21 protein-coding genes are annotated in these 19,083 nt (G+C 43.8%); 4 read left to right on the top strand and 17 right to left on the bottom strand.

Translation table 11 applies throughout. From position 1 onward, the window contains the following. Window positions 1-6: 6 nt before the first annotated feature. Genes R7E29_RS04950 through R7E29_RS04930 form a run of 5 tightly spaced genes read right to left on the bottom strand, consistent with a single transcriptional unit; the run spans window position 7 to window position 2,954 of the window. Window positions 7-558, bottom strand: a complete 552-nt coding sequence (locus R7E29_RS04950; protein WP_054576195.1) for a DUF6162 family protein — start codon at window positions 556-558, stop codon at window positions 7-9. Continuing rightward, a complete protein-coding gene (locus tag R7E29_RS04945) occupies window positions 555-875 on the bottom strand; it encodes a hypothetical protein (RefSeq protein WP_318082425.1) in 321 nt (106 codons plus the stop codon). The genes R7E29_RS04950 and R7E29_RS04945 overlap by 4 nt, the downstream gene beginning before the upstream one ends. A 42-nt stretch (window positions 876-917) precedes the next feature. After that, window positions 918-1,748 (bottom strand): DUF4198 domain-containing protein, encoded by an 831-nt coding sequence (locus R7E29_RS04940; protein WP_025768070.1) that lies wholly within the window; start codon window positions 1,746-1,748, stop codon window positions 918-920. Window positions 1,749-1,763: 15 nt separating this feature from the next. Then, window positions 1,764-2,303: a DUF2271 domain-containing protein gene (locus R7E29_RS04935; protein ID WP_054576196.1), complete on the bottom strand. Its 540-nt coding sequence runs from the start codon at window positions 2,301-2,303 to the stop codon at window positions 1,764-1,766. Between the two features lie 21 nt (window positions 2,304-2,324). Then, the gene (locus R7E29_RS04930) at window positions 2,325-2,954 is read right to left on the bottom strand and encodes a PepSY-associated TM helix domain-containing protein (protein WP_054576210.1); all 630 of its coding nucleotides are present in this window, start codon (window positions 2,952-2,954) and stop codon (window positions 2,325-2,327) included. 729 nt (window positions 2,955-3,683) lie between these two features. Between R7E29_RS04930 and R7E29_RS04925 the strand changes: the two genes are divergently transcribed. Next, a complete protein-coding gene (locus R7E29_RS04925; RefSeq protein ID WP_054576197.1) occupies window positions 3,684-4,172 on the top strand; it encodes a hypothetical protein in 489 nt (162 codons plus the stop codon). A 67-nt stretch (window positions 4,173-4,239) separates the two neighbouring features. Here R7E29_RS04925 and R7E29_RS04920 read toward each other — a convergent pair whose 3' ends face one another. The 9 genes from R7E29_RS04920 to R7E29_RS04880 all read right to left on the bottom strand — a co-directional run bounded on the left by R7E29_RS04920 (window position 4,240) and on the right by R7E29_RS04880 (window position 13,533). Beyond that, window positions 4,240-5,412, bottom strand: a complete 1,173-nt coding sequence (locus R7E29_RS04920) for a tetratricopeptide repeat protein (protein WP_005374255.1) — start codon at window positions 5,410-5,412, stop codon at window positions 4,240-4,242. Then, window positions 5,409-6,029, bottom strand: a complete 621-nt coding sequence (locus tag R7E29_RS04915; RefSeq protein WP_005374256.1) for an energy transducer TonB — start codon at window positions 6,027-6,029, stop codon at window positions 5,409-5,411. The genes R7E29_RS04920 and R7E29_RS04915 overlap by 4 nt, the downstream gene beginning before the upstream one ends. Continuing rightward, window positions 6,029-6,433, bottom strand: a complete 405-nt coding sequence (locus R7E29_RS04910) for an ExbD/TolR family protein (protein ID WP_005374257.1) — start codon at window positions 6,431-6,433, stop codon at window positions 6,029-6,031. The genes R7E29_RS04915 and R7E29_RS04910 overlap by 1 nt, the downstream gene beginning before the upstream one ends. After that, the gene (locus R7E29_RS04905; protein ID WP_017819708.1) at window positions 6,430-6,984 is read right to left on the bottom strand and encodes a MotA/TolQ/ExbB proton channel family protein; all 555 of its coding nucleotides are present in this window, start codon (window positions 6,982-6,984) and stop codon (window positions 6,430-6,432) included. The genes R7E29_RS04910 and R7E29_RS04905 overlap by 4 nt, the downstream gene beginning before the upstream one ends. After that, window positions 6,984-8,351, bottom strand: a complete 1,368-nt coding sequence (locus R7E29_RS04900) for a MotA/TolQ/ExbB proton channel family protein (RefSeq protein ID WP_042523423.1) — start codon at window positions 8,349-8,351, stop codon at window positions 6,984-6,986. Before R7E29_RS04900 ends, R7E29_RS04905 begins: the two co-directional genes overlap by 1 nt. Then, on the bottom strand, window positions 8,352-9,119 hold the full coding sequence (locus tag R7E29_RS04895) for a DUF3450 domain-containing protein (RefSeq protein ID WP_005374260.1): 768 nt from the start codon (window positions 9,117-9,119) through the stop codon (window positions 8,352-8,354). A gap of 74 nt (window positions 9,120-9,193) precedes the next feature. Continuing rightward, window positions 9,194-11,287 (bottom strand): TonB-dependent siderophore receptor, encoded by a 2,094-nt coding sequence (locus R7E29_RS04890; protein WP_054576198.1) that lies wholly within the window; start codon window positions 11,285-11,287, stop codon window positions 9,194-9,196. A gap of 207 nt (window positions 11,288-11,494) precedes the next feature. After that, complete coding sequence (locus R7E29_RS04885) at window positions 11,495-12,868, bottom strand: sensor histidine kinase (RefSeq protein ID WP_054576199.1); 1,374 nt, start codon at window positions 12,866-12,868, stop codon at window positions 11,495-11,497. After that, window positions 12,868-13,533, bottom strand: coding sequence for a response regulator transcription factor (locus R7E29_RS04880; protein ID WP_005386018.1), 666 nt, complete (start codon window positions 13,531-13,533; stop codon window positions 12,868-12,870). The genes R7E29_RS04885 and R7E29_RS04880 overlap by 1 nt, the downstream gene beginning before the upstream one ends. A 229-nt stretch (window positions 13,534-13,762) precedes the next feature. On the opposite strand from R7E29_RS04880, the gene R7E29_RS04875 reads away from it, so the two are divergent. Continuing rightward, window positions 13,763-14,473 (top strand): glycerophosphodiester phosphodiesterase family protein, encoded by a 711-nt coding sequence (locus tag R7E29_RS04875; RefSeq protein WP_054576200.1) that lies wholly within the window; start codon window positions 13,763-13,765, stop codon window positions 14,471-14,473. Between the two features lie 35 nt (window positions 14,474-14,508). Here the strand turns inward: R7E29_RS04875 and R7E29_RS04870 are convergent, their stop codons facing one another. After that, window positions 14,509-14,991, bottom strand: coding sequence for a murein L,D-transpeptidase family protein (locus R7E29_RS04870; protein WP_005374271.1), 483 nt, complete (start codon window positions 14,989-14,991; stop codon window positions 14,509-14,511). A 242-nt stretch (window positions 14,992-15,233) separates the two neighbouring features. Between R7E29_RS04870 and R7E29_RS04865 the strand changes: the two genes are divergently transcribed. Beyond that, the gene (locus tag R7E29_RS04865; RefSeq protein WP_025768075.1) at window positions 15,234-16,229 is read left to right on the top strand and encodes a 2-hydroxyacid dehydrogenase; all 996 of its coding nucleotides are present in this window, start codon (window positions 15,234-15,236) and stop codon (window positions 16,227-16,229) included. A gap of 85 nt (window positions 16,230-16,314) precedes the next feature. Next, window positions 16,315-16,671: a YibL family ribosome-associated protein gene (locus R7E29_RS04860; RefSeq protein ID WP_005374274.1), complete on the top strand. Its 357-nt coding sequence runs from the start codon at window positions 16,315-16,317 to the stop codon at window positions 16,669-16,671. A gap of 163 nt (window positions 16,672-16,834) precedes the next feature. Here the strand turns inward: R7E29_RS04860 and R7E29_RS04855 are convergent, their stop codons facing one another. Next, window positions 16,835-17,866: a hypothetical protein gene (locus tag R7E29_RS04855; protein WP_005374275.1), complete on the bottom strand. Its 1,032-nt coding sequence runs from the start codon at window positions 17,864-17,866 to the stop codon at window positions 16,835-16,837. A 103-nt stretch (window positions 17,867-17,969) separates the two neighbouring features. Next, on the bottom strand, window positions 17,970-18,731 hold the full coding sequence (locus R7E29_RS04850; RefSeq protein WP_005374276.1) for a hypothetical protein: 762 nt from the start codon (window positions 18,729-18,731) through the stop codon (window positions 17,970-17,972). Window positions 18,732-19,083: the final 352 nt, after the last annotated feature.

Here is a 19,083-nt window from a genome sequence, read left to right as displayed (position 1 = left end):
GTTGTCTTAATGGGCGTGAGAGTGAGAGGAAGAGTCTGACAGAATGATTTGTTTCCAACCGAAATCGTGGCGTTTTGCTAGCTCGCTCAATCCCTCCACATTTAACGAACGGCTAGAATCATTAAACCAAATATCAGCTTGAGAACTGCGGCTATCCAACAGCATGGAAGCAGAGCCTTGGGCACTGGTCTTCACGCCAATGTAGACACCGTCATCAATTCGTTGCCACTGATGAGAGCCTTTACGCTTCCAGTTTTGGTCTTTCACGAATGGAGCAATCCAAAGCGCCTCCATATCAGAGATCTCAGGCCAAGTTCCGGTATCTAACTGCAAATCACGAATCTCTTCATGAGCGAGCTTAAGTTCAGCGATCAACCCCAACTCATTTTGATGTAAATCCGTGATTAACACTTGATGAGACTGCATGTCTGGCTTTTCAGTCGCGACCTGATGGTAGGGCATAAGTATGGCTGCTGAACTGAGAATCGCTGCGATTGTCAGTGCGACCCACTTTCCTTCTCGGTTACCATCATCAGGGCGAACTTTCTGAACGCTCATTTCTCTTTCAGCTCAACGATATCCACTTCCACCGGGCTTTCATGTCCGGCATCAAATACCAAATAGAAATCTGTTTCAGGTTGAGTAAATTCTGCGATGGAACGCTTATCTGTTTTTTCTTTGGCGATCAGATTGTCGTCGTAATCGTACATTTCGACATCGTAGTCGACCGCTGTCGATCCATCCGAGTAGCCCGCTTCACAAATCACTTTATCTTGCGCCAAGTGACAGCTCATCAGAGGAAAATGTGCAGCAGCGTGAAAGGACGCAAATCCAGAAAAAAGCAAAACCGCTTTTAGAAGAGAAGTGTTATTCATGATAATTCCAAAATGGCCCAGCAATTGCTGAGCCTAATTCGATTAGTTAAGTTGAGTTTCAAACGTAAGGTGAACATTGGCACTCGCTTTATCCGCCAATGGATTATCTTTCAATTCACCTTTGTAGTTCGCTTTCATTAAGTAGCGCCCGGCGACTTCTGGCGTGAAGATCACTTTGCCATCTTTATCGCTCACCACATCGATTTGTTCTTGATGGTTTCGGTACATAGTACCTTCACGTGTAATCTCAGCAGTAACGCCCTCTTGTGGCTCTCCGTTAAAGAAAAACTGGAAAGTCACAGGCTCACCTTCAATGATGTCCGATGGATGCGTGATCGGTTTCATCTCCAGCATTTTGCCTTCAATCTCCAACGCTTTGTCCGTTGGCATACCAACCGTAATGTAGCTTTCTGCTCGGGTGTAACTTAGTTGAGTAACCACATCACGCGCTTGCTCGGGAAGCACATCACCACGCTCAGCTTTGCTTGCTCGCGCCCATTTCACCGTATCACGACGGCCCGCTTTGTATTGTGTGTAGTAGCTCGGCTGATTATTAATCGCAACTTTGTGCGTGCCTTCTTCTGTAAAAAAGAAATCAAACATAGAGCGACGCTTGCCACGAACAACAAAGTTAGGACGCTCAGAGCGGCCATCCGGCATCACCACAAATGCCTGATCACTACCCGCAGGCTTATCAAAAACAAACGTTCCGTGAGAGGCAGTAACATCAAATGTCAGCCAGTCACCGCCTTCTTTAGAAACCGTAAAGTGAGAGGGCAGAACCCAACGTGGATGTGCTTGCGCGGTGGTGGTTACAGCCAATCCCATTGCCATTACACTCGCCAATGCCACTGCTTTCATTTTGGTTTTCATTGTTGTGTCCTTTAATCACTTAACTTGATAATTGACGGTGATGACACCCGTCTCTTGTGTTGGTTTAAGCTCATAGCGCACGTCACTGTCCGCTAGCGTTATTTTTTGACGTAAGTAGTTTCGCCCACCGTGTTCACGAACGACTTCGACGTACAACGTGTAATTTCCTTGTTCCAAACGCTCCCCTGAGTCATTGGTTCCATCCCAGACAAAGCGGTATTGACCAGCAGGACGTGTTGCAGAAGTCACCGCATCAACAAGTTCACGATCATAACGACCCGCTTTTCTCCACCAGCTGCGTAGATCTTTTAACCATTCGTCTTTCCCTACCCATAACTGAATGGTTTTAACCGGTTTACGCTGATCGTTTTCAACCCAAACCGCCACATAAGGGCGTGCATACATTGAGGTATCTATCTTTGGAAGTTCGAGTTCGAAGTCGACCTTCGCGTTATCTGGTAGAGGCGCCGCGGAAAGAGAGAAAGGAGTAAAAGCCGCGATCAAAGCGGCTTTACAAAAGTGATTACGGCGGAAAAATCTTCCTGTGTTCAACATAAGTGTTCTCTAAAAAAGCTGTTATGGAACAGCAACAAAATAAATTACGAGCGACAGTAACGTACCAAAGCTCATCCATTGCATTGACGTTCTGAGCGTCTTCTTCTTAGGCAGTAACAAGCACACGCCAGTAAGAACAAAAAACACCATCAAAAGCGCAGTGACGTCGATAAACCACTTCCAAATCCCACCACTGTTGCGTCCTTTATGTAGATCGTTCAGCAGCGCAACAATACCGTAGTGCGTCGTTTCGACGTCTGCTAAACCAGTAGTCATATCAATAAAGACCGTAGCGTTATAACCCGGGCCTTTAAAATCCATAGAAAGCTCTCCGAGTAACAACTCACCTTGCTCAACTTCGGTATACACATCTAGTGCGGAGGGAGTGCCGCGAAGCTCGGTTTCTTTAGTCAAGAAAGCCACCAGCCCTTCACGATTAGGTTGAAAGGTATCTGAATGTGAGAATAAAACTGAGTGCGGAACCGTCAGAGTATGTTGTTGAATGATAGGTTCACTGCGTTCAAACAATTCGGGGCGATTGAGGGTAATACCAGTTACTGCAAAAAACAGCGTAACTAAGAGAAGAGCCATCGAAATATAGATATGTAGGCGGCGAGCCCAAGTTTGAACACCTTTGCTTTTAAGCAACATAGAAACAATCATCACCAATAAATGTGGGGCATAATTTAGGTGATAATCATTCGTATTGGCATTTAATTTACATTGTTTACTTTTTCAATTCAGCTTGGCTTGCGCATGTTTTAGCTATTTGGGCCAATGCGAGTTACAGGTTGCCTACCTTTTAGATAATAATCATCTCAATTAAAATAACTAAAAGTTAAACCACTTCCTCAGTTCGCAAAAATGACATAGATCTCATATAAACGTAGGTTACTATGTTCTTTTAACCTAATTACTTTCGGTGTAAAACATGAATAAATGTCCTGCGATCATCGGTATTGTATTTGATGAAAAGAGTTTGAAAGCTATCGATAGAATAAATGAATTACATGAATTAGAGAGATCGGCCAAAGTATTTATTAGCTAGGGTAACCTTTGGAGTATTTTTGGAGGAAACTCCCTGAAGGGGACAGCGAGTAGTGGCCTATCTAAAGCAATTACTGCTATTCCCGCCAAACCAGGATGGGAAACCGCTAAAAATGTTAGCATTGGATTAGGAAGAGGAATTTCTTCTGATGCAAGCCAAACTGCTTGGAGTATATCACAAGCTAATTGGGAGTATTACTTCAAATCATATAGTGCCTTAGATCAGATCAAGCTGAGAGAAATCGAAAAAATCGCCACTTTCCAAGCACTTGATCATGTACACGATAGCAAGCAATATAGATTTTGGAAAGCGATCTCAGATGGATGTAAAATATGAACAAGAACGCTGTAATAATACTCTTATCATTTTTCTCAAGTGTCGCTTTAGCAAATGCAAAATTTGAAGACAGTTTATTTAAAAATGTAAGCCAATCTATTGATAATTATGGTGCTAAGATAAAGCAGTGTGAATCTATGGCAAAACAGAATACGCCTGACAAAAAAATCCTAGAGTATTCAAAGAACCATATAGAAGCATTAACTCCTGTTCTGCCTTTTTTAAGCGAAAAAGCTTTTGAAGCTTGTGTCTTAAAAGAGAAACAAGAACTAGCATATCACTTATTAATAGCAAAAAATAACGCTTCAAGAACCTCAACATTAAAGCTTGTAGAATCGACTGAAAGCCTTACTTTTCATATCGAACCTACATCTATAGAAAAGTTTGAAACACTGAGCAAAGTACATCAAGAATATATAGAGAAAAAACCCTTTTTCTCCCGACCATTTGATGCGTTAGCCTTTTATGAAAAACTCATGCAGTAAATAGCCTTTATGACTTTAGACAAAAAAATACCCGAGACTGAGCTCGGGTATTTAATAAAAATGTTCGCTATGAGTTCTGCGTCGATTCTACTTTGCGCAGCTGAGATAGATACTTAACCCAACTTTTTGCCTGATTCGATGGCTTAATCTCATTCGCTCTTTTGGCATTAGCGAGCGCATCGTCAAACCGCTTAAGTTTGTAGTAAGCGCGAGTTTTGATAAGTGCAACATCCGCTTTACGACCTCTGACATTATCGAGCGCGGCAATGGCATCTTTATAATGGCCTTCTTGCACCAGCAGTTGAGAATAGTTCCAGTAATACTGCCTATCTAGCTGAGCTGCAATACGCCAGCTATCAATAGACTCTTCCCACTCTTTTGCCATTTGCCAATACGTTGCTTGCTGAGCTTTTAGCTTACTATTCGAGTTTACATCCTCTAGCTCGTTCATCACCAATGCAGCTCTCTCAGGAATACCTCGTTTCGCGTACAATTGTGCCAGCAGCTTTAAGTCATCTTGGCTAAGTTGTAACCCTTTCAGTTTTGCCAACGCCAAAGAGTCTAGGGCACGTTTGTTGTCATCAACCCGTAGATATAGAGCAACAAGCTGACGCCACCATTCAATTCGCTCAGGTTCAATCACTATTAAGCGTTTGATGGTCGAGATTGCCGGCTTCCACTTTTTCAGTTCTAGCTCAGCAGAAAGCTTTATCGACAATGCGCCAAGCTTGTCTGGCTGACCAAACTTCTCATAACGAGCCATTGCTGAAAGCACTTTTTGCCACTGACTCAGTTGATAATGAGATTGGGAAATACGCAGCCATAGTTCATGCGCTTTTTGACCTTTAGGAATGTTTTTGCTCAAGGCATAGTAATGAGGTAAAGCCTTAGAAAAACGTTGCTCGTTCAGCAGTATATCAGCCAACATTTTTCGGGTTTGCCATGCTTGCTCATCTTGTAGCAAACCACTATTGACTGCCAACTCAAGTTGCTTAATCGCCGCTTGAGTTTGCTCGTTCTGCCAGTAAAAAATACCCAACATTCGAGCGACATAAGCTTGGTCATATCCACGAGAAAGCTCCATAGCTTCAAGAGATGAAATCGCTTCTTTTAGTTTCTCCTCTTGAGCCAAGTTGTGTGCTCGTTGAACTCTCGCTGCGGTGTATTGGCTTAACTCACTGGCAATGGTTGAGAGTGCACTCAGGCTTAATACCGTACCGATTAAGAATTTTTTCATCATTTGGCTAACTTGAACTCCACTTTAGCGGTTTGTCCGAACTGCTCAATTGACACACCATCCTCAACTTTTGGCTGATACTTCCATTTTTTAAGCGCACGGATTGCTTCCCTTTCAAACATGCGCTCGGGCTCAGCCTCGATCACTTCAATATCTTTTGGTCGTCCAGTTGCATCGATCGTGAAACGCATAATGACATAACCTTCCACTCTACGTTTCAGCGCCTTACTTGGATAACGAGGATCAACACGATACAACGGCAGTGCTTGCTGGTTGCCCATTGTTCCCTTCAAGTTTGGGGCGCTAATCGCGATGCCTTCAAGGGCTGTGTTTAAACCTAAAGCACTGACTGGCGTCATCTGACTCATTGGTTCCATTTGAGTGTCAGCTTGAGACAGATCCATTGGCTCCGGCGCTTGAGGTGGTTCGGGTTGCTCCGGCACTGAACGTTGACGACGCTGCACGTCTGCTTCATTCTCTACCATCACCATATCAAAACGAACGGCTTCTGAAGCTTCTGGTGCACGCTGGTTGCCTTTATCAACCATCCACGCCATAAAGCTAAACAAGCTCACAGAAATTAACAGTGATGCTGGTAGTGCAAGTAACAGCCTGCCCATTAAGGTTTCTCCGCCGCCAATGCAATGTTCTTCACACCCGCCGCCTTTGCAGCGTCCATCACTTTCACGACAGTGCCATTGTAAGCATGCTCGTCAGCTTGGATAACTAACGAGGCATCAGGTTGATCAAGTAACAGGTGCTCAATAGAGGCCTCAACACGCTCAATATCAACCACTCGTTTGTCAATGTACACATCATTCGCTGCCGTTACTGCGATAAAAATGCCCGCGTCTTTTTGACTTACTACATTAGAAGCCTGGGGGCGATTCACTTCTACACCGGATTCACGTACAAACGAACTGGTCACAATGAAGAAGATCAACATGATGAAGACGATATCAAGCATCGAGGTTAAATCGACTTGAGCTTCATCTTGTTGGTTAGGTCTGCGTCCGAGTCTCACTTTTGACTCCTTAAAGATTGTTCTAACTGGATAGCTTTTCGTTCACACACTTTGCTAAGGCGAGCATGAATAAACATGCCCGCAAGCGCTGCTACCATACCTGCCATGGTTGGCAGCGTAGCAAGTGAGATACCAGAAGCCATCAATTTCGGATTGCTGCTGCCTTGCGATGCCATTACGTCAAACACCGTAATCATGCCTGTCACCGTCCCTAACAACCCTAGCATTGGGCAAACCGCCACAAGTAGCTTAATAGTCGATAGGTTTTGGCGTAGTTCGATTTGCGCTTTTGCAATCCATCCTTCACGGATTTGATGCGCGTACCAAGAGTGGTGCTCTGATCTTGCGTGCCACTGCTCACAAAGCTGTTTTTTTACCCCAGGGAAAACCGTTGTGAGATAAATAACTCGCTCCATAACCAACAGCCAGCACACCGCCACGACGGCGGCCAGCCACCATAGGATTTGACCACCTTGCTGCATAAAGCTCATCAAGGTTGTGGCCCAATCCTCACTGATCAAACCCAATGTGCTGAGTAGGATCTGCTCCATTACGCTGCGTTCTCCGCTAAGGTGTTAGAGTGACTTTTGTTATTCGGCATATCACGCTCAGCTTGTTCTGCAACTAAACCGATGCCTTGTTTTTCTAAGATACTGCGAATATTTTCTGCTTGAGAGCTCAATACGTTGTGCGCTAATAGCAAAGGCATGGCTGAAACAAGGCCAAGTACGGTAGTCACAAGTGCCATCGAAATGCCACCCGCCATTACTTTCGGATCACCATTACCAAATTGAGTGATGACTTGGAAGGTTTCGATCATACCCGTTACCGTGCCTAGTAGGCCAAGCATAGGAGCTAGAGCAGCAAGAAGCTTAAGCATCGACAACCCTTTTTCTAGGTGGGTTTGCTCATCAACAACGGCTTCCAAAAGACGTAGTTCTAACGCTTCTACGCTGCGATGCTTGTCTTTCTGGTATACCGCAAGCACGCGACCCAAAGGGTTGTTTCCTGGCTGCGCTGGGGTTTTCAGTTGCTTCATGATTTTCTGGCGCGAAATCATCAGAGATGCACCACGTACGAGCGCAATCAATAGGCCGATAGCCAATAAACCAAGGATGATTTTGCCGACAACGCCACCCGCATTTAGGCGATCAGCCAAAGTCGGTGAGTTTGCGAGCTGCTCAAGAAGAATGCCACGTGACGGATCTATGACAAGCGCATCAATGTCACCAGAGGAAATAGTATTCGCTGTTGGACCGCTTTCAGGCTGACGAAGATAGTTTACCGCATCTCCGCGTTGACCATTCCACTTAACGTAGCCAGTGTCATCCAGCAGCGCCATAGAACCAAGACGAACACCACTAACCGTTTGTTCACGACCCTCGCCATTTAGCAGTGTGAAAGAGACGTTTGCCATTTCACCGCTTGCTTTGATTTGTTCTTCCATGCTGCGCCACATCGCCTGAAGTTGGGTCAACGTTGGCAGTGATTTAGCCGCAACAATAGCATCGATATCTTTCTGATATGAGTTTGCATCTACACCGGTTACTGAGCTTTTTAGCTCAGACTCTAGCTCTTTTGCGTTCTGGCGAACGACGCCAAATAACTCACCTAGGCTCCCGGTTTCTAGACGCAACTTTTCTTCTAGCTGTGCCAGTTCTGCTTCATTTTCACCGAAGGTAACACTTAATGAGTCCGCCTCTGCTTGAAGAGCAGCACGCTCTGCCACCAATTTATTCTTTATAGCCTGTAGGTCTTGCTCTGTTTGCTTAAAACCTGATTCACGCGCGACATTGTGCGATTGCTGTTGACGATTTTCTTGCTGCGCCTTTTGTAACAACGCATCACTAGCAAAAGTTGTATAAGGCATTAATGCGGCTGTCGAGATTAATGCAACCGATAACCATTTTTTCATCATTTATTTGCCCTCCGCAGCGGTTAACGACACTGGTAGAGTTAACATGCTCGGCGCGATCTGTTTATTCGCCATAGCGAACGCTTTGTCTAGCTCTGATTTTTGCTCAGAACCCACTTGTTGCCATGCTTGTTGTTGCTGTGACCAGCTCCAAAATGTGTCACCAGATAAGCTACGCGCTACCAAAGACAAACGCCCTAAATAGAGAATGTCCGCCTCCACAGCTTCATTGTCACCTAGGTTAATCTTGCCTTGGTAAACGCCAAGCTTGGTGCCGTAATCCATTTCAATTTGGTACGCTTCTAAAATACGACGAAACTTCTCTGCATCCGCAACGTCTGCACGCGTCATCATGGAATCCAGCTTTGCAATTCGCTCCTCACGTTGCGCTTTGCGTATAGGCTTGTCGTTAGCGACGAGCACTTTTAAGCCCTCAAGCATGTGATACATCAAAGGCACGACACCTTGACGAGTTTGAGCAATCTGCTCAATTTGCTCGTTCAAGCTATCAACTTCTTGATTTTGACTTTCAACAAGGCTTGCAAGGTGATCGCGATAAATCTTCAAGTTACCGACTTCCTCTTGCAGCTGCTCAATTTCAGCTTCTAGAGTAAGTGATTTTTCTGCGCTTGCATCAATACGTTTTTGGCTTACCGCCGACGACTGGTTTGTTTTACTCTGCACAGCTTGTGCATCGTTTAAGTTCGCCGCGTGAGCGGGAATCAAAACCGATGATATCAACAGAGCGATACTTGATTTCATTAGATTCATACGAGTTATATTTCTGTGTTCCAAAAACGACCAAAGGGGAAGACTACCCTTCCCCTTTAATAATCAAATTGTTATCAGTACTTGAACTGGATTGTTGCCATGTAGTTGCGGCCTTCTCCAACCACAACCCCACTCGCACCTTTTTGCTCGCCATTCGTGCTACCACCACCTGCGAAGTAGTCGGTATCGAATAAATTCTCGACATTGAATCGAGCAATAATATCCAAGTTTTCATCGTACTTATGTTTGTATGACACGCCCATATCAACGCGAGCGTAGCCATCTTTCTTGAAGGTGTTCTTTGCATCACCGTAGCGATCACCTTCATAAATCAAACCAAGGTTTAAGTTAGTGTTGTCTTGAACCTTGTAGCTAGACCATAGACTTGCCGAGAACTCTGGCACGTCTACAGGGCGGTTACCTTCATATCTTTCTGCCTTCTTAAGCTCTGCATCCAAATACATTGCAGAAGCGGTTAGCGACAACTCTGGGGTCACAAAACCTTGAGCCATTAACTCAGCGCCTTTGTGAACTTGCTCACCACCTTGCGTTTTCTTGTGTAGGAGATTGCCGCCCGCGTCTTTGCCGCTTTCAACATCCAGCGAGATGTTCTCTAACGTGATATCAAACACAGCACCAGATACAAATAAACGCTGATCAAACAGTTCCCACTTCGTACCGATTTCATAAGAGATACCACGCTCAGCGTCGAGTTTCTCACCTTCATTGATGTAGGTACGACTACCGTTGCTGACTTCACCTTGCGGCATAAAGCTTTCAGAATACTGAACGTAAACCGAGCCATTCGTCGATGGGTGGAATATCACACCTAACTTTGGAGAAACTTGGTTTTCGGTCAGTTCATCATCACGCTTTTCGTCATAACGAACACCTGCAAGCACTTGCCAGTAATCATTAATAGTCATCATATTTTGCGCGTAGATACCCCAAGTATCGTGCTCGCTTGTGGACTGTTTAACTTTCCCAGAGTAGCCAGGACGAGGCACTGTCTGACCGGCTTCTATACTTATAGGGTTGTAATACTTTTGGAAACGGTCATAGGTATACTCTAGATAGTTCGCACCTACCAAAAACGTGTTATCTGTACCAAACAGAGAAAAGTCCGTCGTCACATCTATATATGCAGTATCAAACACCCAATTATCTTTGCGTTCGTTACCAGAATGGTCGATCTTAGTATCTTGGTCATAAGTTTCGAAACCTGGGTAAGACTCCACATCAAAACGCTTAAAGTCTTGACGGTTGTAACCTGCTTTTACGTTCACGTTATCCGTGACTTGCGCATTAATATCGACACCGTAGTTTTCTACTTCGTTATCAATTTCAGACCACTGCGCATCCCAAATGTACTTATCACCGCGAACCGCTTTGCCATCAACAATGTATGCGCCAGAGTCTACGCTACCATCGTCTTTCGTGCGATCGTAATGCGCTGACACCATAAAGTTGTCGGTGATGTCGTACTCAACCACTAGGCCCGCTACCGTACGATCTGTTCTAGGCTCAGTGCCATCACCGTACCTGCGCCAAGAGCCGTAGCTTTCTTTGGCAAAAATTGCGCGCGCTCGCAGTGTCTCTGCATCATTTAGCGCGCCACTCACATCAAGCACAGTGCGTGAGTGATCATTCGAACCTAGATCTTGACTCAAACTTGCTTGTGTTTGAGTTGTTGGTTTTTTCGAAACCATGTTTACCAAACCACCCGGCTCAGATTTACCGTATAGCAGACCTGATGGACCTTTAAGCACTTCAACACGCTCTAAAAGCTCAATTGGCTGACGGTAGTGTGACCAGTGTTGACGACCATCACGAAGAAAACCGTCTGAACTGCTAAGTTCAAAACCACGTAGAGAGAAACGTTCGCGGTTACGGCTTGTACCACCCGCGCTAACACTTGCATCGTTACGTAGCACTTCACCAAGTGTACTTGCACGCTGCTCATCAATTACCGTTTCATCGATAACCGCTACTTGTCCCGGCGTTTCCAGCTGCGTCATTTCCATGCGCATTGCTGTACTGTTTGTATCTGCCTTGTAGCCGAACTCTCGACCTTCTACAACTACATGTTCGTCTGTTTGAACTTCCGCCACTGCAGGTGTTGCTAACACTGCACCGATCACTAACGCCAAATGGCTCTTAGTAAACATATCCTTTCACTCCGATTATTATTTTTCGGGTCACATACTTGTTGAATGCGATTCCCTCTTAATTATTTCGCGGGTGAATATAAGTGATAAGTATTACCATTTGCATTAAATTTACATTCTTTGCATTTGCAAACTTTTGTAAAGTACTCTCTGATGATGCGCCATGATAATGTGACATTAATCACAAAAATTACGACTTAATCATACTTATTGCTTGAACACTAAAGTAACCCTCAAACCGCCTTGCTCACGGTTTTTCGCCGTGACTGCTCCACCCATAATACGCATGGATTCTTTGACAATCGCAAGACCTAAACCGTAGCCACCAAGCTTTTTATCTCTAGAAGCATCTAAGCGTGTAAACGGATCAAAAATATCGACCAGCTTGTTCTCTGGAATACCAGGCCCATCATCAGATACTGACATGGTGGTGAACTGCTGCCCTTCTTTGACATAATTTTCCAGAGAAACTTCTATCTGAGATGCTGGTCCTGAATATTTAATGGCATTACCAATAAGATTGTTCAAACAACGAATGACCAGCGTTTCTTCACAAATGGCTTTAGCACATACAGCTTCTGAGCGGAAAGACAACGTCTGTTCTGACTTCAAATCTATTTTGCAACGTTCTACTTGCGGGGAGAGCAAAACTTCTAAATCACAGCATTTCGTGGCTTTGTCGAAGCGCGCATTTTCCAAGCGACTGAACTCCAATATATCGCTGATCAAATGGTTTAGCTCTTTTGCTTCATCTCCTAGCCTTGCCACTAGGCTTTGCTCACTTTCTCCAACACGCTTTCGCAAAAGATGCAGAACCAAGTTCTGCCTCGCTAACGGCGTTCTCAATTCGTGAGAGACATCTCTTATAAGCAGTCGCTGCTTTTCAGCGAGAGAATGAATCTGTTGCGTCATGTGATCGAAATCTTGCGCTAACTCGTTAAACTCACGCGTGCTCGACTTCAGCTCTTTCACGACACTGACATTAAAATCGCCATTAGATAGCTTTTTGCTTGCTTCTCTCAATCGATCCAATGGTTGCTGTAAGTTACGTGCCATTAGCAGCGAAAAGAGCGCCAAAATAACCACTGCAATCACGACTTTGAGAATAGAGAAATACAGAATGAAGTCATTTGCAGGGTGCAGTCGATGTGGCAATTGAATCACTAAAGTATTGCCATGAACTAAAGGAATATTGATGATGGGGCGATTCACTTTCCCCTCAAGTTGATCATCAATGCTTCTCTTAAATTGAAGTTTGAACTCGAAGTGCGGATGCATCAGACGGTGCGTAACTGGTTGCTGATGTTCATTCAACACAAATAAATAAAAGTTTTGCGCATTTGCCCAGTCAGCAAGTTCGTCCATGTCTCCGTGCTCAATCAATACATTGGCTTGATGTGCAAGGTCTAGCATTTCTTCTCGCACACTATCGGGCACTTTCAACATGGCTTTCACCAGAGCTTGTTCCGCTAAGGATTGCACGACCAAAATACTAATGACAATTGCGGTCATGCAACTAAATAACTTGAACGCTAAGCTATCTTTACGTTTTGCAATAAAAGGTGGACATCGGAGCTTCATTAACGGTTTACAGCCTCTAAATAACTGTAACCTTTGCCACGGAAGGTTTTGATATGTTGCTTGGAAAGCCCCGCTTCAACTAACTTGCGACGTATGTTACTGATGTGCATATCAAGGTTGCGATCAAAAGGACTCAGCTCTTTCTTTAACACTTCAGTTTGAAGCTCTGCTTTTGAAATCACGACTCCTTGGTTTTTTACCAAGTAGCTCAATAGTTCAGCTTCCGTACTTGTGAGGGGTAAGCTATTAAGCTGGTCGCTGATCGTTTGAACGGTACTACACATCGTCTGACGTTGACGTTCCAAGCCAACACGACGAAGAATCGCTTTGATGCGCATTAGAAGCTCAGCGACATTAAAAGGCTTTCCGATATACTGATCGGCCCCCGCTTGGTAACCATCAAGCATCGAGTTTTCATCGTTGAGAGCGGTAAGCATTAGAATAGGTGTCGCGAAGCGCTGACAGATCCTACGAGCAACTTGCATGCCGTTAAGGTTTGGTAACATGACATCAAGCAATACAAGATCTACAGGCGTTTTTTCCATATATTGCAGCGCACTTTCACCGCAATGTACAGAAGAGACGATGTAGCCCTCCTCTTGCAAAACCGCTTCTAACAGCTCACACAAAGGAACGTCATCATCGACTATCAAAACTCGTGACATTACCACTCACCATTCAAATAAAAATGGTTCGCATTTTATTACTCATTTACCAATTAAACAACTAACACTCTAATGCTTTAAGTCCACAGGACTCAGTCCAAGAAGCAGCAACGTGCCATTAGAGTTTAATGTTCACTTTTACTAAAGGTTCCTAACAATATGCACCTAGATATATCTTCATAGAAAAAACGAGTACAATCTGGCCACCGCAAAGCAAAAGATAAAGCGAATGGAAACGTTATTAATTGGTCACCGTGGCGTGGCAGGTTCATACCCTGAGAATACAAAAATAAGCATTCAGGCAGCCATTGACCTGGGGTTGAAGTGGGTGGAAGTGGATATACAGCCTACCAAAGATAATGTTTTAGTGGTTTGCCATGATCATACCGTCAATCGATGCAGCAATGGACAAGGGCGTGTTGATGAGCTCACCCTGGAAGACTTAAAAGCATTAGATTTCGGTAGTTGGTTTAGCACAGACTTTTCAGGCGAGAAGATCGTGACACTAGATGAACTGCTCACTTTAGCTACTGAGAATAAGCTTAACTTGAATATCGAAGTTAAAGTAGACAACCATCCAGCGGAAGAAGTGGCGCAGACTCTAGCCAATGCGTTAGCAAAAAGTCCAATGCCGCAAGAGAATGTACTCCTATCCAGCTTTAGTCATGACGTCATTAGAGCGATGCACAAATACTGCAGTGGCTACCGATTGGGTGTGTTAAGTGAATTCTTTACGAGAAAAGATAAACGCCTTTTGGAAGAAGTTAGTGCCTATAGCTGCAACCTAAACATTAACTGGGTTCGCACTCGCCAGATAAACAAACTCCAACAAGCCGGTTACAAAGTGATGTGCTATACGGTGAACAATCCAAATAAACTGAAATACCTGCCTCAGTTAGACGGTATTTTTAGTGATCATCCACAGCGCTTTATGCCATAGCCTATAAGAGCCAGAACATTAAAGGGGACCTTTTATTACCACTCAATCTGAATTGGTGTCCCCATCTCGACGAGCTGGATAAATTCGTCCATTTCCTCGTTGGTAATCGCAATACACCCATTAGTCCAATCAAAACTTTGGATGTAAATCGGCAACTGACTCTCACCGTTTTTTAAGCCATGAATTTTGATGTTCCCTCCAGGGGACACACCTCGGCGCTTCGCTTCCAACGTATCAATCGCATCAGGGTAACTGATATGCACAGAACGATAAAAAGCAGAGTCCTCTATAACATAATCTAGAGTGTATTCGCCCTCTGGCGTGCGATTGTCTCCCTCTTCTTGTTTATGTCCTTGCGGGTTCGCTCCTAAAGCAATTCGGTATTCTTTTAGCACTGCTCCTTGTTCCATCAAATACATTCGACGCTTAGACTTGTCGACTTTAACAAGGTCAACAGCTGCGTGAGTGCCCGAAGCAAACACACAACACAAGAACATAGAGAACCATTTTACTGACATTGTCGTAACGCCTAAGCTAATAAAGTGAACAAGAGAAGAGCGATAATGCTAGTCAGTTAATGCTCGTAAAGCAAACAGTATCTAATGCGGAACCGTAAGATAGCACTCGCTGAAAGGCGTACTTCTTGTTGTTGTTTGATACAACAAAAGTCAAAGAGAAGATTTCTCTATTCATTGCGGCTAAGTTGCATTACTTTATAAGCATATTTATTTATAAAGTCCGTACTTTTTGAGAGGGAACCATGATTAACATTGCTTTTTTTAGTGCAAAATCCTACGACGAAGCCTCTTTTAATAAAATTAAAAATAACCGCGATTTTGAATTTCACTATCACGACTTCCGACTAACCGAAAAAACAGCCAAGATGGCGCACGGCAGTGATGTCGTATGTGCGTTCGTTAATGATGATCTTTCAGCTCCCGTTCTTAAACAGCTTTCTCTAGGCGGGACCAAGCTTATTGCTATGCGCTGCGCGGGATTTGATAAAGTTGATCAACAAGCAGCCAAAGAACTAGGCTTACAAGTGGTTCGAGTTCCAGCTTACTCACCAGAAGCAGTGGCAGAGCACACGGTTGGTTTAATGATGTGCCTAAACCGCCGTCTTCACAAGGCCTACCAACGGACACGTGACGCCAACTTCTCGCTAGAAGGTCTTGTTGGCTTTAACTTTTTCGGAAAAACCGTTGGTGTTATTGGTACGGGTAAGATTGGTATCGCGACGATGCGTATCTTCAAAGGGCTTGGCATGGAACTGCTTTGCTACGACCCCTACGAAAATCCATTAGCACTAGAAATAGGAGCCCGTTACTGTTCGCTTGAAGAAATCTACGCTAATGCGGATGTTATCTCTCTCCATTGTCCAATGAGTGAAGAAAACTATCACTTATTGAACGAAAAAGCCTTCGCGCAAATGAAAGATGGTGTAATGATCATTAACACCAGTCGAGGCGAGTTGCTAGATTCACTAGCGGCGATAGAAGCGTTGAAACAAGGTAAGATTGGTGCGCTTGGCCTAGACGTGTATGACAATGAAAAAGACTTATTCTTCCAAGATAAATCTAACGATGTCATTGTAGATGATGTTTTCCGCCGTTTATCGGCTTGTCATAACGTGCTGTTTACTGGCCACCAAGCATTCTTGACTCACGAAGCACTTAATAATATTGCCTCTGTGACGCTTGATAACGTCGAAGCCTTTTTCTCTGGTAACGTATCGGGCAATGAACTGATTAACTAAAGCCAGACAATCGAGAAGTATAGTAGAGCGTGTGATCTCAGCTATGCTATACTCCTCGACTATTTAAAATTTGAGCCAAATTACCATGAGCATAAAAACTGATATTCAAAAGCTGCACAACCGTTTAGATACATGCCAACGTAAACTTGATGCGGCACGTTCTCGTGGTGATCACGAAATGATTACAAAGTTCACGGATGAAGTAGAACAGCTGACCAAAAAGCTTAACCAGTTAAAGCACAAGCAAAACTATGAGCTGAACAAAGAACGTAAAAGCTTACTTGATATGCCTTTCTCTCGTGAAATCACCAAAGCAGAACAAGCGGACATAGGCAAACTAAAAAAACGCGTACGCGGCTTAGTAATCGTTCACCCATTAACAAAAGTTGGTAAAGAACTTCGCCTTGATGTGATGACAGGCTTTGCGCCAAAAGAGTTTTAAAACTCGCATTAACATTTATGGAGCCTAAGCATTTGCTTGGGCTTTTTATTTTGTACTGCTTCATTAGATTTCATCGAAATATCAATCCATAAGCTATTAAAAAGGCCAGCGACAAAAGCCACTGACCTATTTCGACCAATATCGTCCGCATTACATCTCAACGTTACGACAGTTGCTGCAACTTGTGCTCCACAACGGGATCATTCGGAACCAACTGCTGAGCGACTTCCAAAAGCTGTACCGCATCTTGCGGGTTGTCATACTCATGCTTAAGTGCAATATCAACAAGTGGCTGAATATCGATTTGCGCTTGATGCTCCTTCACATGTTCTTTCTTTTCTTCAATTAGTACATTATGAGCGGTGCTCAGTAAGTTTAAACGATGCTGTGAGCTCGCATTCGCCTTGTTAAGGCACTGATAGTAATCTTCTTTTAAGCGCAGCGTTTTGGTCTGATGACGAAACTGCGCTATATCTATCTTCTGATAACGTATAAAGTCTACGGCCACTTGCTTATAAAAACCGAATTTATTCAAATACGTCGCGTGGGTACCATGTCCCATCCCGAAGACTCTTAAGTGAGTGAGCTCTGGGTAGCGTTTGGCGTGAAGGCGGTCGATTTCATTAGTTGGATCATAAATGATATAGCCTTTTGCATCGCCAAGGTCGAGGTCGTGATACTTTCCTTCCCAATCAAATTGTTGGGCAAGTTCAGTACTTGGCCTATCATCCCATGGCACCAAAACTTTGTTTTTTGTGCTGACCGGGTGAAACATCAATACTTGATCCAACTTTAATAGATTAGAAAAGGCACCAATAGCAAAACCACCGCGGCTAAGTCCATAGCCTAAACGACATTCAAAGGGCTCAAGTAAAGTCGACAGTTGCTCTAGAAAGAAAATCAAATTACGGCTGCGAAACCAGTTACTTTTCCCAAGATGCTGAAATGAAATAATATTTACTTTTTGTTTCTGGGCTAAGCGATAACCCCAAGGCGCAAAGTCTGAGTGTAAGTCCTGTACTTGTAGATTCGTACCAGCAGGGGAAAAGGTGAACAACAACGGTTTATTGCGGTCGACAAACTCATACTTAACAAATACATCATCAAGTAAGTCCTCCCCGGACATCGGTAGCCTGGTTTGCTGTTCTTCACGAGAAAGAGCCAGCCATTCATCCAACCAGTACAGTAACTTCATTAATCCTCCATCTAAATTGCGCCTAGCAATTGTGTTAAAAATCTAGTTTTTAGTGTGTGATCATCTCCCCCTGGTTACAGGGGACTCTGATATCAGTCCTCTTTTAAAACAAAGCGTGAATTTGCTTATTAAATTGGTCAATATCTAAGGTTTGATGGCGAACAAACTCCTGCGCCACCAGATTAAAAAATTCTAATTTATCTAATTGTGTGGATTGAGTGCCGTGTCCCATACCGACGACTTTTAAATGGGTAAGCTCTGGATAACGTTCAGCATGAAGACGATCAATGCGATTGGATGGGTCATAAATAATATAACCTTTGGCATTGCCCAAATCTCGATCATGGTAGCCGCTTTCCCAAGCAAACTGCTGAGCAAGCTCAGTACTCGGCCGATCATCCCAAGGCACTAACGCTTTATTTTTAGTGCTAACAGGATAAAACAACAAAAGATGTTCTAGTTTCAGCAAGTTAGCGAACGCGCCAATTGCAAAGCCACCTCGACTTTGCCCATAACCCAAACGACATTTGAAGGGATGAAGCAACTCAGATAGCTGCTCCAGAAAGAAAATCAAATTCCGACTACGGAACCAATTACTTTGTCCTAAATGTTGAAAGGCAATAATGTTTACTTGTTGTTGTATTCCGAGCTCGTAGCCCCAAGGAGAAAAATCCGGAGTTAAATCTTGTACCTGCACATCAGTACCGGAAGGAGAAAATGTAAACAACAATGGCTTGTTAAGATCGACGAGTTCATACTTCACAAACACATCATCAAGTAAATCGTAGCCAGAGATAGGTAAAGCCATCTCTTGTTCTTGTTGAGTAAGAGCTTGCCATTCATCTAACCAGTAAAGTAGCTTCATTTTTTCTCCAAGTGCATCCGCAGTATTTAGACTGGAACTCTATCAAAATGCGTTTAAGCATCCCACGTTGAGACTTAAGAAAGCTCTATTTGAAGCCCAAATGAGACGTATGGAAATGTCTTCGATTGAAGGTATTACTGCGTAAACTAAACCCAAAGTAGGTACGCAAAAACTTGGAGAAAGAGCTAGAGAAAAATCAATTAGAAGTTTCGATAACAGCGGTTAAAAAACAGCAGATACAAAAAAACCGCTGTAAGAACAGCGGTTTTTTTTAAAAGTGGCGGAGAGATAGGGATTTGAACCCTAGATACGCTATTAACGTATGCCGGTTTTCAAGACCGGTGCTTTCAAC

Source organism: Vibrio sp. Vb1729 (assembly GCF_033338655.1).
In the GTDB taxonomy this organism is placed as follows: Bacteria; Pseudomonadota; Gammaproteobacteria; order Enterobacterales; family Vibrionaceae; genus Vibrio; species Vibrio alginolyticus.
This window is presented reverse-complemented; position numbering and strand designations above follow the sequence as displayed.